Here is a 14,204-nt window from a genome sequence, read left to right on the forward strand (position 1 = left end):
CGGATCCTACGGATCAGCGCTCCCCGCCTCGGAGGCCCTCCTGTGGCAGGGGTTCAGAGAATGGCGGCTTTGCGCCACTCCCGCCTTGGGTCGGTGCTGCGCGCATCGCGCAGCTGCTCGAGCAGCTTTCGCTCCTGCTGGCTGTAGGTATCAGGCAGAGCAAGGGTGAGGGTGAGCAACAGATCGCCGCGGCCATCTTTCTGGGGCCAGCCCTTGCCCTTCAAGCGCAGGCTGCGCCCCAGGGGCACACCGGGGGGTACCTGAACGGTGGCATCGCCGTCCGGGGTGATCACCCGGATATCCCCGCCAAGGGCGAGCTCGTCGAGGCTGAGTGGCAGATCGGCCCGTAGCTGATCCCCCTCCAGCTTCCAGACTGGATGCTCCTGCAGGGTGAGGTTGAGGTAGAGGTCGCCGCGCCGGCCGGTGCCGGGCTGAAGGTTGCCTTTGCCCTTGAGGCGCAGGCGGCTGCCGTTCTTCACCCCAGCGGGCACGCGCACCTGAACCCGCTCTTCGTTGACGGCCAGGGTGCGCTCGCAGCCGCGAAAGGCATCGGCAAAGGTGATGGTGATCGTGGCTTCCGCATCCAGCTGGGCGCCGCTAGCGCGGCCGGTGCCTGGAGTGAAGCCACCGCCGAACCCGGCCGGAAAGCCTCCCGAGAAGCCGAACCCGCCCGGTGCACCCGCGAAGCCACCGGGGCCGGCGGCCCCGCCGAAGCGACCGAGCAGGTCGTTGATGAAGTCGTCGAAGTTGCCGTAGCGGCTGAAATCCACATCGACACCCGGTGCGCCGCCACCGCCCATCTGGCTCCAGTACTGGCCGAACTGTTCATACTTGCGGCGCTTGTCAGGATCGGAGAGCACCTCATAGGCCTCACTGATCTCCTTGAAGCGTGCTTCTGCCGCCGCGTCGCCGGGGTTCACATCCGGATGGTGCTGACGGGCCAGCTTGCGGAAGGAACGCTTGATGGCGTCCGCGTCGGCTCCCCGTTCAAGGCCCAGCACTTTGTAGTAGTCGCGATAGCCGTTGGCGCTCATCGAGGCAGGCTCATCGGCACGTCAGCAAGAACGTTCAGCCCCTCCAGTTTCCCAGCCGGAGCGTCGTGGTGGAAGGCCGGCGGAGGGCGGAAGCCCGAACGCCGCCGTTGGGGCTCTGCCTACGCTGCAGGTCGTGATTGGCGCTGCCGATGCCTTTGCTCGCCGTGGTTCTCGCCCTCAGTGCCCTTGGTGCCCAGCCAGGCCCGGCAGCGCTGGCAGCTGCGCCCGCTGTGGCCTCCGGCTCCAGGCCAGCAACCTCCAGCACCGGCACGCTCGGTGAAGCCCTCAAGCCCTCCAACGCCGAACAACTGGCACTGGTCGACTTTCTGATCCAGCAGGGGGCGGTGTTCTACGGCGCCTGGTGGTGCCCCTACTGCTTCGAGCAGAAGAACCTGTTCGGCACCGAGGCGGGCCGCCGCCTCCCCTACGTGGAATGCGACAAGGACGACGCGGGGCGGCAGCGCTGCAGCAGCGCCGGCGTGCGGGCCTACCCCACCTGGACCCTCAAAGGGGAGCGGCGGGAAGGCCTGCAGACCCTCGAGCAGCTCAAGGCCTGGAGCGGCTTCCGCAGCCCTACAGCCGAGCCAGCCCGTTGACGGTGAGCAGAGCGGCGAACACAAAGCAGAGCGTGGCACTCACCTGGCGCTGATGGCTGTTCAGCCAGCGCCAGAGCCGCTCCAGCAGCTGCTCACCGCGGCGGCCACTGGCCAGCACCAGACACGGCGGCAACAGGGCAGGCAGGAGGGTGAAGCCCACCAGCAATGCCGACAGGCCGGCGCGTTCAGCGGCGTCGAGCGAGGCGCGGGCAAGATCCTGCACCGCCGGAAGAAACAGCGCCAGAGAACTGAGGTTGGCCGCCATCGCCCCCAGACCGAGCCGAAACGCCGACCACGGCGCGGCGGCCCTTGCAGGTGTCGGGGGTGGTGGGGCAACCGCGAGACCAGGCTGTGCACGCAGCAGATTGGCCGCGCCCAGCGACACCAGCAACGCCGCCACGGCCAGATGCAGGGTCGCCGCCACCGGATCCGGCCCCGTGGGGCGGGGCGGCAGCAGATCGCCGACGGCCAGGCCGAGCCCCAGCCAAACGAGGGTGATCACGGCAGCGCCCAACAGGAACGCCCAGGCCCGCGCCAGCCCCAGAGCAGGTGCCAGCAACTGGCGCACCTGCAGCACCAGCACCAGCGGACTCATCGCCGCACCCACTGCCAGTGGCAGCACCGCCGCCAGCACGGCTGCTGCAGAGAGGGTTGTTGACGCAGCGGCCGCCATCGCGCTCAGGTCGCCTGACCGGCCGATGGCTGGGGCGGGGCGGCCGGTGGGGCGGCCGGCGGCAGCAGCAGGCTGTTGAGGCCAATCAGCAGAAACGACAGCGCACCGACCCCGGCCAGGATTCGCAGCGGCAGCGGCATGCCCGTCCGCTCTGGCATTGCGTCATCGCCCGCCAGCGGAGCACGGGCAGCAACGGCGGCCAGGACGGCCGCCTTGGAGGAGTCGGCGGTGAGGCTGCCGCCTGCGACGAGATCCTGCACCAGCGGATGGAAACGGGGCTCGAACCAACGGCGGAACACCCCGTAGCTGCGGTCCTGGGGCCAGAGGTGCTGCACGGGGCACCACACCGCCAGTTCCGTTTCAAAGATCACAGCGTGGGCGCGGCGCAGCAAGCCTTCCGCCTCCGCATCGGTGGCATAGGGAGGGAGCAGATACAGCCCGGCTTCACGCGCGGCTTCTCCCGGCAGCTCCAGGCCGAGCCCTACGGCCCAGTCGAGCAGGGGCTGGCGCGGCACGACGCTCACAGCGCAGCGGTTCAAGGCAGGCATGGCCCTCCCCGGGGCGGCGGGTCCCAGCGTGCCACCGGTCGGCCCCGGCTGCTGCCGCCGGCGCCCTGCCGCGCCATGCTCAGTCCACACCCTTGCGCCGCCATGGGACTCCTCACGCTGTTGATCGCCGCTCTGCTGCTGGGCGGCCTGTGGTGGACACGCATGGGCGCCCCCGCTCCACCCACAGGTGCCGCTCCGACCGGCCCTGCGGCGATGGACGGCAGCCTGCGCCGCGCCCAGGAAGCGGCACGCCAGCAAACCCAGCTGGAGACGCAACGGGAGGACGCCATCATGAAACCACTGCAGCCCTGAGGACCGGGGCTGCGGCATCCGCCTTCTGCAGCCATCGCGGTTCAGCGGCCTACAGCCGCCGCGCCAGCCAGCAGCGGCTCCGCCATCACCGGCCATGGATCCATGGCCACGGTGCGGCCGTCCCGTTGTCGCCGCAGCTCGAAGTGCAGGTGGGGCGTGGTGGCTCTGCCTGTCTGGCCCACCCGGCCGATGCGTTCACCGCTGCTCACACCCTGCCCGGGCACCACGGCCACATCCAAAAGATGCGCATAAAGCGTGAGCCAGCCATCGCCGTGATCGATCACCACCGTGAGGCCGTACCCGCTCACGTCATCCACCAGCCTGGTGGTGCCGGGCAGGGCCGCCAGCACGGCCGATTCAGCGGGCACGATCAGGTCCACACCGGCATGCATCCGCCAGCGACCACGCGACTCTGAGTAACGCCAGCCGTAAGGGTCGAGCTCGGTGGCCGGCACGGCCAGGGGATAGGCCAGCACGGGGCTGTTTCCCAGCGGCACCAGCAGTGGTGGCGGTGGGGGTGGTGGCAGCGGCAGAGTGCCGGCGGCCAGGGGCAGCGGCTCCGGGTGGGGCTGAGGGCCGGGCTGCAGCACGGCCAGCAGGTGCTCTGGCAACGCCTCGTTGGCGCCCAAGTCCGCCACCGGAGTTTCGGCAGGCACGTCCAGCGGCCGCGGCGGCAGAGCGCTCTCGTAGGCAGCCACAGCACCGCAGGTCGCCCAGGTCAGGCAACACAGCGCCAGCAGCAAGGCCAGCGCCTTGCCCCCACCGGCTTCGGCGCGCCTCCGGCCAGGCCGCTGCCGGCTGCGCCGCACGCAAGTGTCAGCTGCCCGCTTCATGTCCGCCATGCCACACAAGCCGGCTCAACGTATCGGCGCTGATCGGCTTGCCAAGGGGCCGCCGGAGCGGCAGCGAAGCTATGCGCCGATGGCCGCGGCAGCGGCCCAGAGCCCATGGCAGCCTCGGCGACCGCGAGATCGCCGCGCCAACAATGGCCCGCACCCTTGCCGTGCATCTGCTCGGCTGCTGCTCAAGCCAGACGAATGTCTTCAGCACAGTCATTGGTCGGGCATGCCGACCCGGTTCAGCATCGATCGAGATCAGCCCACATCAGAGTGATCCCTGTGAGGTGATCGATTGGGAGGGATCGATAGCGTGCTTCTTCGAATGTGTTGAGCAGATCTTTGCCACCCCAGCGTTTCTGTAAGTGCCGCCGCCAAGGAACTGGCGCTCATGGCGCCAAGGCCGCAGAACACAGACATGCCGGACCCCAACCCATGGGGCAGCAGCGCAGCATGGCAAATGAACGCGATCAAGAGCGCTTTTCCTGACGTGCGTCCACCTGGCACGGGTGAACGATGATGCCAGGCCCGCTGTTCATCCTGCCGGGCCTGGCCGCACAGATCGGACGGTGATGGACACCACCGCAAGGCAGGCGTTGGGTGCAGCGATCTTCCCCTCGGAAGACCAACAGAACCGCTCAGGAAGGTCCGCTGCAGGCGCCAATGAAATGGGGGCCTTCCAGCCCCCGTGAGTCATTTGGGTGATAAGGCTGACTTACCCCATCTCCCTATAGGAGTCAGGCAGCCACAGGGGCGGTCTGACGGGAGAAACGAACGATGTTGTTCGCTGTTACGGGTTTGCTCTTACCGAGCAGGCTTCAGTCACCCTCCTCATACCCCGTCGAAACCATTGCAGCCCCTGGAGGCCCGCAGAGGCGGGAATGGAGCTGAGCGGAATCGAACCGCTGTCCGAAGCACCGGTGTGAGCCACCTAGTCCGCCCGAGGACGGACCTTGTCATTGTGGCAGCAGTGAAGGCACAGGGCATGGGGGAAAGCCGGTGGGCATGACCGAACCTGTCGCTGCCGTGGCGGTGCTGCCCCAGGGCCTGGAACAGCAGGGCGCTGAGGAGCTGGCCCAGCTCGGTGCCAGCGATGTGCGGCCCTTACGGCGGGCGGCCAGCTTTCGGATCGAGCCGGCGGGCTTCTATCGCGTGCTGCTGGAGGCGCGTCTGCCCTTTCGCCTGCTGCGGCGCCTGGCGGTCTTTCCCTGTGCGGGCGCCGATGCGCTCTACGACGGCATCCAACGGGCAGCCGACTGGGACCGCTGGCTGCCGCCGGACGCCAGCTTCCGCGTCGATGTGACCGGCTCGGCCCCGGGCCTCAACCACAGCCACTTCACGGCCCTGCAGGTGAAGAACGCTCTTGTGGATCTGCAGCGCCAGCGCCACGGCCGCCGCTCCGGCATCGACCTGGACCATCCCGATCTCAGCCTGCAACTGCACCTGGGCGGCGGCCAGGCGCAACTGAGCGTGGAAGCCGCCGGCAGCAGCCTGCACCGCCGCGGCTGGCGGGCGGCGGTGGGCCTGGCGCCGCTCAAGGAGAACCTGGCCGCCGGCCTGATCGCCTGCACGGGCTGGGATGGCCGGGTGCCGCTGGCGGATCCGCTGTGCGGTTCCGGCACCCTGCTGATCGAGGCGGCCTGTCTGGCGCTGGCGCGGGCTCCGGGGCTGCTGGATGACGCCAACGGTCAGCCCCAGCCGCGCCGTTTCGCGATCGAGGGCTGGCCCGACTTCGACCCGGAGCTGTGGCGGCAGGCGGTGGCTGCTGCCGCCTGCCGCCGCCGCACCGGTCTGGCCGACGGCAGCCCGTTGGCGCCGATCGTGGGACGCGAGCAGAACGCGGACGTGCTGGAGCAGGCACGCCACAATGCCGCCGCGGCCGGTGTGGCCCCCTGGATCGACCTGCAGGCCGGTGATGTGCGGGACTTCCAGCCCCCGGAAACCCCCGGCGTGCTGGTCTGCAACCCTCCCTATGGCGAGCGCCTCGGCGCCGACGACGATCTGGAGGCGCTCTACAGCGATCTCGGCCGCCTGCTCAAGGAGCGCTGCTCCGGCTGGTCGTTGTGGCTGCTGAGCGGCAACGCCGCCCACACCGGCGCCCTGCGCATGAAGGCCAACCGGCGCGTTCCGGTGAGCAACGGCGGAATCGATTGCCGCTGGCTGAATTACACGATCCGCTGAACTCTTCCGCTGAACACCTCCGCTGATCGCGACCGCCTGGCGCGTGCCTCAGCGGCCCAGAATCGCTCGCGTGGTCTTGGTCAGGCCAGCGGTGGTCTGGGGCAGGTAGGGCCCCTTGGTGAGCTGCCCGCCGATGCGCAGGAACAGCCCGGCCAGCACCAGATCGAGGGCCATCACGGCCAGCACCGACCGGATCCAGCCCCAGGCCAGCCCCAGCTGCAGCCAGAGCACCAGGGCCAGCTGGCTGGCCACCGTGGCCAGTATCACCATGCTGATGCCCGCACCGAGCAGCAGGCCGCCGCTGATCAGGCGGCGCTTTTCCTTGTCGGCCTCCTGCAGGGCGATGCGCACGTGCAGGTCCATCACAGAAGCCACCAGGGCGGTGATGCGGCCCGCTGCCATGCGGCCCACGCCGGCGCCGTCGTCGTTGCGGCGGTGGTTGTCGCCACTCATTCGGAGCGCCGCCCGGTGGAGAGCAGCAGGCCGACCACGACCCCGACGGCCGCCGCCACGCTCACGGCCAGCAGGGGGCGCTCACGCACTGGCTTCTCAAGGCGGGGCCGCAGGCTGGTGTTCAGGTCGTCGAGCAGGTTCTCCAGCTGCTCCTCCAGGGGACCGATGCGATCGGCCAACTGGCGGGTCTGATCGGAGGCGCCATGAAGCAGATCCAGCAGCTGGCCACGCACTCCGCTGACGGTGCGGCCGGTGTGCTCGGCGATCAGGGAGGCCACCTCGTCGAAGCTGCCGCGGGTGGCTTCTAGGGTTTCCTTAGCCACCTGGGGCCATTCCTGCTGGATGGTGGGCAGCAGGGCCTCGAACCGCTCGCGGAACCGTTCGGCGCTGAGCGTCGGGGTGTGCTGATCCATGGGGCTGCCCGGGGGTGACGCTTGCGGTTCCAGGCTAAGCAGCGCCTCGCGGGTGGGGGTTGAGATTGTGTCGGAGTCCGATAGATTCGGCCTGCTCGAAGCGCGGGCCTGTTGGTTCACATCAATCAGGTCGAGTTCAAACATTTCAAGTCGTTCGGCGGATCGCTGGCGATCAGCCTCGAACCCAATTTCACCGTGGTCACCGGGCCGAACGGTTCGGGCAAGAGCAACATCCTGGATGCAGTGCTCTTCTGCCTGGGCCTGGCTTCCAGCCGCGGCATGCGGGCCGAGCGCCTGCCGGATCTGATCAACAGCGCCGTGTTGCGCCAGGGCAAGGCCGCCGAAACGGTGGTGAGTGTGCGCTTTGATCTCGGCGACTGGCAGCCGGATGGCGCCGAAGAGGGCCTTGAGGCCCCGGCAGAGGGTCCCTGGATCCAGGCCGGCCAGCGCGAATGGACCGTGAGCCGGCGCCTGAGGGTGGCGCCAGGCGGCACCTACAGCAGCAGCTACAGCGCCGATGGCGTGCCCTGCAACCTGCAGCAACTGCAGACCCAGCTGCGGCGCCTGCGGGTGGATCCGGAGGGCAGCAACGTGGTCATGCAGGGCGACGTCACCCGCATCGTGTCGATGAGCGCACGTGAGCGGCGGGGCCTGATCGACGAACTGGCGGGCGTGGCCCTGTTCGACTGCCGCATCGAGCAGACCCGCGCCAAGCTCGACGAGGTGCAGGAGCGACAGGAACGCTGCCGCATCGTTGAGCAGGAGCTGCTGGCTAGCCGCCAGAAACTCGAGCGCGATTGCGCCAAGGCCCGCTTGTACCAGGACCTGCGCCAGCAGCACCACGACGGCCGCCTGCAGGAACAGCTGCTGCGCTTTGAGCAGGCCCAGGCGCAACGCGCCGACGTGACGCGCCGCCAAACGGCGCTCACGGCGCAGCAGGACGCCGACCGGCTGGCCATCGCTGCCGCCCAGGAGGCTCTGGAGCAGAACGCGCAGCAGCTTGAAGCCCTGCAAGCGGAAGTGAAGGCCCTCGGCGAAGACCAGCTGCTCGGCGTTCAGGCCGAACTGGCCGGCCTCGACTCCAGCAACCGGGAACTGGCCCGTCAGGGCGAGCGGAATCAGCAGGAAGCCGAGCAATTGCAGCAGCAGCGCCAGGCGCTCAGCCGCCAGCAAGGGGAACTGCGGCAGCAGCAGCACGCCCTCACGGGCGACGACGATCGCCAGGAGCTGGAGGCGGCCGAGCAGGCCTGCCACAACGCTGAAGCAGCCGTCAACCTCTCGCGGCGTCGGCTGGGCGAGGTGGCCGGGCGTTCCGGCAGCTGGCTGGACGCGCAGAAGCGACGCAGCCAGCAGCGCAGCCAGCTGCAGAGCGTGATCGCCCCGTTGCTGGAGGAGCGGCAGCAGTTGGCCGAACGGTTGCGCCAGCAGCAGGAGCGCCTGCTGGAACTGGGCGCCGAGCTGGAGGGTGGCAGCGGCGACGACCAGGAGCTGCAGCAACGGCGGGCCGGTCTGGAGACGGAAACCCTCGCGCTGCAGCGCACCCTGGCCGGGCAGCAGCAACAGGCCCAGCAGTTGGCCGAAGCCCTGGCGCTGCAGCAACGCACCCGCGCCCGGCTGGAGCAGGAACAGATCGGCCTGGAGCGTGACATCGCACGCCTGGAAAGCCGCCGCGAAACCCTGCAGGAAAGCCGGGGCACCGGCGCGCTGCGCTTGCTGCTCGAATCCGGCCTGGAGGGCATCCACGGCCCTGTCGCCCAGCTGGGCGATGTGGAGGAACGGGTACGGCTGGCGCTGGAGGTGGCGGCCGGGGCGCGCCTGGGCCAGGTGGTGGTCGACGACGATCGCATCGCCGCCCGGGCGATCGAGCTGCTCAAGAGCCGCCGGGCCGGCCGGCTCACCTTCCTGCCCCTGAACCGCATCCGCGGCGGCAGCAGCCAGGCGGCGTCCAGCAGCTGGAGCAACCCCGGTGGGCTGGTGGGGCGGGCGGTGGATCTGATCCGCTACGAGCCCGTCTACGGCGAGGTGTTCCGCTACGTGTTCGGCGACACGCTGGTGTTCGAAGACCTCTCCAGCGCCCGCAAGGAGCTGGGGCGTTGCCGTGCCGTCACCCTGGAGGGCGAGTTGCTGGAGCGCAGTGGCGCCATGACCGGCGGCAGCCTGCAGCAACGCAGCGACAGGCTCAGCTTCGGCAGCAGCGGCGAGCACGACGAGGCCGAACCGTTGCGGCGGCGCCTGCTGGAACTGGGCGAAAGCCTGGTGGCCTGCCGCCGCCAGGAGGCTGAGCTGGGGCGCCAGCTGGAGCAGTTGCGGCCGCTGCTGCAGGGACATCAGCAACGGCTGGCCGGCCTTGAAGCCGAGCGCGCTGCCACTGAGCGGGCTGCCGGCCCCCAGCTGGAGCGTCTGCGGCAGCTCAACGAGCGCCTCGCGCACACCCGCGCCGCCGAAGCTGCCGATCAGCAACGCCACAGTGAGGTGGTGGCGCTGCTGGAAGCTCCGCAGCAGCAGCTGGCGGCCCTGGAGCAGGAGGAGGCCGCCGCCCAGGGCAGCGGTGACAGCGACCGCTGGCAGGGGCTGCAGCAGGAGCTCGAAAGCGCCGATGCCGCCTTGCACGAGGCCCGCCAGCACCGCGACGCCCTGCTGACGGCGCGCCGGGAACGCACCCTGGCGGCGGAGCGGCTCGGCCATCAGCTCGACGCCCTGGCCAGCGAGGAGCAGCGGCTGCGTCAGGCCGTGCTCGCCTTGTCTGAAGCCCATGGCCAGTGGCGGGAGCGGCAGAGCGAGGCCCTACAGCGCCGTGCCGCCCTGGAAGCCCAGCAAAGTGCGCTGCAGGAACGCTTCGGGGAGCGGCGGCGCGCGCGCGATGAGGCCGAAGCCCGCCTGGCGGCCGCACGCCTCGCCCTGCAGCAGCAGCAGTGGGATCTGCAGCGGCTGCAGGAGGAACTCGCTGCTCTGGCTGAGCAGGAGCGGGGGCTGGGGCTGCGGCTGGAGGCGATGCAGCGCGAGCTGCCCGATCCCCTGCCGGAGCTGCCGGCGGGCGTGCGCGAGGCGGGGCTGGCGGCACTGGAGCAGTCGCAGCTGCGGCTGCAGCAGCGGATGGAAGCGCTGGAGCCGGTGAACATGCTTGCCCTTGAGGAGCTGGAGGTGCTGGAGCGGCGGATTGCCGAACTGGAGGAGCGCCTCGAGGTGCTCAGCAAGGAACGGGAGGAGCTGCTGCTGCGAATTGAAACCGTGGCCACGCTGCGTCAGGAGGCCTTCCTGGAGGCCTTCCAGGCTGTGGACGGGCACTTCCGCACGATCTTCGCCGGGCTCTCCGATGGCGAAGGACACCTGCAGTTGGAAAACCCGGAGCAACCGCTGGAAGGGGGACTCACCCTGGTGGCCCACCCCAAGGGCAAGGCGGTGCGGCGGCTGGCCTCGATGTCAGGGGGGGAGAAATCGCTCACGGCGCTGAGTTTCCTGTTTGCCCTGCAGCGCTTTCGCCCTTCTCCCTTCTATGCCCTCGACGAGGTGGACAGCTTCCTCGATGGGGTGAACGTGGAGCGGCTGGCCGCCCTGATCGCCAGCCAGGCGGACCAGGCCCAGTTCCTGGTGGTCAGCCACCGCCGCCCGATGATCGCGGCCGCCACCCGCACGATCGGCGTCACCCAGGCCCGTGGCGCCCACACTCAGGTGGTGGGTCTGCCCACTGCCGCCTAGACCGAACCCCCAGCACCGGGGTCGTGGGTCACAATGACCCCCAGCCCCAATGTCGCCGACACCCCGCGGGATCTGGCCGTTGACCTCTTCCATTCCTCCTTCCGCCGATCCCGCCGCCGCCGCACCCAGCGACCGTCTCTGGCTGCGGTCGGAGCTGATGGGCACCCAGGTGATCACCCGTGACACGGGGCGCCGCCTTGGGGTGGTGGGCGAGGTGGTGGTGGACATTGACCGGCGTGAGGTGGTGGCCCTCGGCCTGCGCGACAACCCCCTCACACGCTTCCTGCCGGGCCTGCCCCGCTGGATGCCGCTCGACCGCATCCGTCAGGTGGGCGATGTGATCCTGGTGGATTCCGTCGATTCGCTGGCGCAGGGGTTCAATCCCGAGCGCTACAGCAAGGTGATCAACTGCCAGGTGATCAGCGAGTCGGGCGAGCAGCTCGGCCGGGTGCTCGGCTTCAGCTTCGACATCGAGACCGGTGAGCTCACCACCCTGGTGCTGGGGGCCCTCGGCGTGCCCCTGCTGGGCGAGGGGGTGCTGAGCACCTGGGAACTGGCGGTGGAGGAGGTCGTCAGCAGCGGCCCCGACCGCATCATTGTGTATGAGGGGGCGGAAGAAAAACTCAAGCAACTGGGCACGGGCCTGCTCGAGAAGCTCGGCATCGGCGGCCCCAGTTGGGAGCAGGAAGAGCGCGATCGCTTCCGCCAGACGATGGTGCCGGTGGAGAACCAACTGGCCTCCGGGCAGCCCAGCGTCCAGGAGCAGCGCCGGATCCAGCCCGCCACCAACCGGGCTGTGGAGCCCAGCGTCGATCAGGAGCTCGAATACGTGGAGCTGGAGCGGCGGCGGCAGGAGCCGCTGCGTCAGCGCCGCTACCTCGACGACGGCGAGGAGGAATCTTATGGCCGTGGCGAGTCGCGCCGCTTCGACCGCGACGACGACCGGGGCTTCAACCGGGAAGAGGGCCGTGGCTATGGCAACGACGAGGTCCGCGGCCTCGGTCGTCCTCAAGACCGGGACTTCATCCGCGGCGAGGAGAGCGGCTACGGCAATGACCAGCCCGGCCGTGAACCACTGGAACCCCTTGATCCTCTCCCGCCACGCTCAGAGCGCACGCTGCCCCTGCGCGAGCGCCCTCTTCAGGCGCGCCCGGACAGCCGTCGGCGCCCACCCATCGCCGAGGATCCCGTCGATGTGGACGTGGAGCCGTACACAGATGAGGATGTGACCGATCAGGCCGCTCGGCGCCGCCGTAACGATTTTGAAGATCCCTGGTGATCACGGCCTTCTGTGATGAAGGTCCACTGTCACCGCGCGGCCTGAAGTGATGCGGACTGTAGGTTTTGGGGGCCAAGACTGATTGCGCCCGTCGCTGATCATTGCCTGGGCTGATCACAGCGCTCGTGGAGCGATTTTCATCCTGCCCCTTCCTTCGGTTCAAAGTCGAGCGAAGCCGAGTTCACGCAGTAACGCAGACCGGTGGGCGCTGGACCGTCGGTGAACAGGTGTCCAAGGTGCGCCTCACAGTTGGCACAGCGGATTTCCGTGCGCACCATGCCGTGGCTGCGGTCTTCGACGGTGGTGATCGCCTTGGGATCGAGGCCGCTCCAGAAGCTGGGCCAACCGGAGCCGGAGTCGTACTTGGCGTCGGAGGTGAACAGCCGGGTGCCACAGCAGACGCAGTTGTAGTGCCCGGCCTGCTTGTTGTTCCAATAGGCACCGGTGAAGGCCCGCTCCGTGCCCCCGAGGCGCGCCACCTGGTATTGCTCAGGCGTGAGCTTCTGCTGCCAGATCTGATCCGCTTCCGCCGGGGTGGGAGCGGGGGAGGAAGCGGCAGCTGAATCGGAAGGGGCCATGGCCGGAGGCGACGAGCGGCGAGAAGGCAGCCCTCAACCTACGCAGTGGGAAGCAGATCAGTCACCATCGCGGCCAGAGCGGCCACAGCTCCGGGCTGCCCCCGCAAGCTGCGCAGGTCCTCCCGCTGCCCCGCCAGACGGTCCGGATGGGACAGCCAGTCAGCGGCTTCAGCGGCGATCTCCTGGGGAAGGATCGGCCCCACCCGCTCGGGCACCACAGCCCGCCCGGCGGAGATGTTCGGCCAGGCAAGGAAGCCGCGCTGGCGCATCCGCCAGGCGGTAAGCGCCACCCCCAGCAACCAGCGCAGCAGCGGCAGGCGTGCCACCAGCCCCAGCCATCCGTCCCAGGCCTGCATCACCTGAAGATGCTGGGTGGGCACCAGCACGATCATCGGCACCCCGAGGGCGCCGAGCTCGGCAGTGTTGGCGCCCACGGTGGTGAGGGCAAGGGCGCACTGGCTCAGCGCCCCGTGGGCGGGATGCTGCTCCACCAGCAGGATGCGCGTGCCGGCGGCGGTTTCCAGCCAGCGGGATGGCGCCTCGGCGGAGGGCTCTAGCAAGCGGGGCTCGCTGCTGCCGTAGTGCCGTTGCAACGGATTGGCGGGTCCGGCCAGTGCGAGCAGTTCGGCCACGGTGGTGGTGGGCGCCACGGGTAACAGAAAGCGGCAGTCGGGCCTCAGAGCGGCGAGCCGGTCGGCGGTGTCGAGCAGAAAGGGCACCCCCACCAGCAACTTGGCGCGCTTCGAACCTGGCAGCAGGGCCACCCACTGGCCGGCCGGCAAGGGCGCCTCAGCACGGGCCGTCTCGGAGAGGTCAGCCATCAGATCGCCCACGATGGTGCAGCGGTGGCGCCAGCGGGCGGGCAGGCGGCGCTCAGCCTCCGTGCCCATCGCAGCAATCCGGTCGTTCCAGCGAGGCCAGCGCGCCACCCACTCCGCGTAGGTGAGGTGGCGATAGCCGAGGCGGGCCTTGAGCAGCACCGTCCAGAACTGATCGCCGCCCAGGAACACCACCACACCCCTGGCCGGCCAAGGGCCATAGCGGCGGGGACGCAGCAGCAGCTTCCAGAACCTGTCGGCTGGCACTATCGAGTTGAACAGGCCAAGCCTTTCGGCGGCCTGGCGCTCATGGCCGGTGGCATTCGGGCAGGGAACCAGCACCAGCCGCAGCTCTGTGGCCGCCTGAGGCTGGCGGGGACGCAAGGCCAGGGACGCATGCAACCGTTCGGCCAGAGGCCGAACCCAGGTGGTGAGTTCACCGGGGCCGTTGCAGACCAGCACGATCGCTGTGGCGGACGGCGGGCCGGTCAAGTTGGGGAAGAGAAATGCGGATGGCGAGACTTGAACTCGCAAGGCCGAAGCCACACGCCCCTCAAACGTGCGTGTCTACCAATTCCACCACATCCGCGTGGCCGTCAAGGGCGAACCCCCTTCGACTCGTCAATATACCGATCGCCCGGCCCACCCTTCCGCTGCGCCCCACACCTCGCGCGATGGCACAGCGCAGATGGGTCAGCACCAACCATCAGCGCTTAACTGGTGGGCCGCTTCCACCGGGCAGGCTGCCGGGATGGCAGCGGGCGGCAGGCGCTTGATTGAGCGCTGA

General features: G+C 69.3%; 13 protein-coding genes and 1 tRNA gene. 5 read left to right on the top strand and 9 right to left on the bottom strand.

Annotated features, from left to right (window positions below):
* Nucleotides 1–53: 53 nt before the first annotated feature.
* Nucleotides 54–1,034, bottom strand: a complete 981-nt coding sequence (locus KBY86_RS06570; RefSeq protein ID WP_255140626.1) for a DnaJ C-terminal domain-containing protein — start codon at nt 1,032–1,034, stop codon at nt 54–56.
* A 149-nt stretch (nt 1,035–1,183) separates the two neighbouring features.
* Between KBY86_RS06570 and KBY86_RS06575 the strand changes: the two genes are divergently transcribed.
* A complete protein-coding gene (locus tag KBY86_RS06575) occupies nt 1,184–1,630 on the top strand; it encodes a hypothetical protein (RefSeq protein WP_233132951.1) in 447 nt (148 codons plus the stop codon).
* Here KBY86_RS06575 and KBY86_RS06580 read toward each other — a convergent pair.
* Nucleotides 1,608–2,303 (bottom strand): GAP family protein, encoded by a 696-nt coding sequence (locus KBY86_RS06580; RefSeq protein WP_255140627.1) that lies wholly within the window; start codon nt 2,301–2,303, stop codon nt 1,608–1,610. The two genes, KBY86_RS06575 and KBY86_RS06580, sit on opposite strands and share 23 nt — an antisense overlap.
* Before the next feature lie 5 nt (nt 2,304–2,308).
* Nucleotides 2,309–2,842 (bottom strand): hypothetical protein, encoded by a 534-nt coding sequence (locus KBY86_RS06585; RefSeq protein ID WP_255140628.1) that lies wholly within the window; start codon nt 2,840–2,842, stop codon nt 2,309–2,311.
* 111 nt (nt 2,843–2,953) lie between these two features.
* Between KBY86_RS06585 and KBY86_RS06590 the strand changes: the two genes are divergently transcribed.
* Nucleotides 2,954–3,163, top strand: a complete 210-nt coding sequence (locus KBY86_RS06590) for a hypothetical protein (protein ID WP_094512765.1) — start codon at nt 2,954–2,956, stop codon at nt 3,161–3,163.
* A gap of 41 nt (nt 3,164–3,204) precedes the next feature.
* Here KBY86_RS06590 and KBY86_RS06595 read toward each other — a convergent pair whose 3' ends face one another.
* On the bottom strand, nt 3,205–3,996 hold the full coding sequence (locus tag KBY86_RS06595; RefSeq protein WP_255140629.1) for a M23 family metallopeptidase: 792 nt from the start codon (nt 3,994–3,996) through the stop codon (nt 3,205–3,207).
* A 1,008-nt stretch (nt 3,997–5,004) separates the two neighbouring features.
* Between KBY86_RS06595 and KBY86_RS06605 the strand changes: the two genes are divergently transcribed.
* A complete protein-coding gene (locus KBY86_RS06605; RefSeq protein WP_255140630.1) occupies nt 5,005–6,180 on the top strand; it encodes a class I SAM-dependent RNA methyltransferase in 1,176 nt (391 codons plus the stop codon).
* Nucleotides 6,181–6,228: 48 nt separating this feature from the next.
* Here the strand turns inward: KBY86_RS06605 and KBY86_RS06610 are convergent, their stop codons facing one another.
* Nucleotides 6,229–6,633 carry a phage holin family protein gene (locus KBY86_RS06610; protein WP_255140631.1) on the bottom strand — a complete coding sequence of 135 codons (405 nt, stop codon included), beginning with the start codon at nt 6,631–6,633 and terminating at the stop codon, nt 6,229–6,231.
* Nucleotides 6,630–7,046 (bottom strand): glycine zipper domain-containing protein, encoded by a 417-nt coding sequence (locus tag KBY86_RS06615; RefSeq protein ID WP_094512761.1) that lies wholly within the window; start codon nt 7,044–7,046, stop codon nt 6,630–6,632. The genes KBY86_RS06610 and KBY86_RS06615 overlap by 4 nt, the downstream gene beginning before the upstream one ends.
* Nucleotides 7,047–7,157: 111 nt before the next feature.
* Between KBY86_RS06615 and smc the strand changes: the two genes are divergently transcribed.
* Nucleotides 7,158–10,742 carry a chromosome segregation protein SMC gene (gene smc, locus KBY86_RS06620; protein WP_255140632.1) on the top strand — a complete coding sequence of 1,195 codons (3,585 nt, stop codon included), beginning with the start codon at nt 7,158–7,160 and terminating at the stop codon, nt 10,740–10,742.
* 79 nt (nt 10,743–10,821) lie between these two features.
* Nucleotides 10,822–12,021 carry a PRC-barrel domain-containing protein gene (locus tag KBY86_RS06625; RefSeq protein ID WP_255140634.1) on the top strand — a complete coding sequence of 400 codons (1,200 nt, stop codon included), beginning with the start codon at nt 10,822–10,824 and terminating at the stop codon, nt 12,019–12,021.
* A gap of 137 nt (nt 12,022–12,158) precedes the next feature.
* Here KBY86_RS06625 and msrB read toward each other — a convergent pair whose 3' ends face one another.
* The 3 genes from msrB to KBY86_RS06640 all read right to left on the bottom strand — a co-directional run bounded on the left by msrB (nt 12,159) and on the right by KBY86_RS06640 (nt 14,006).
* A complete protein-coding gene (gene msrB, locus KBY86_RS06630) occupies nt 12,159–12,599 on the bottom strand; it encodes a peptide-methionine (R)-S-oxide reductase MsrB (protein ID WP_094512758.1) in 441 nt (146 codons plus the stop codon).
* A 38-nt stretch (nt 12,600–12,637) separates the two neighbouring features.
* Nucleotides 12,638–13,909, bottom strand: coding sequence for a glycosyl transferase (locus KBY86_RS06635; RefSeq protein ID WP_094512757.1), 1,272 nt, complete (start codon nt 13,907–13,909; stop codon nt 12,638–12,640).
* Between the two features lie 15 nt (nt 13,910–13,924).
* Nucleotides 13,925–14,006 (bottom strand) — tRNA-Leu (locus tag KBY86_RS06640).
* Nucleotides 14,007–14,204 lie beyond the last annotated feature (198 nt).

It is taken from the genome of Synechococcus sp. Lug-A (assembly GCF_024345655.1).
Taxonomy (GTDB): Bacteria; Cyanobacteriota; Cyanobacteriia; order PCC-6307; family Cyanobiaceae; genus MW101C3.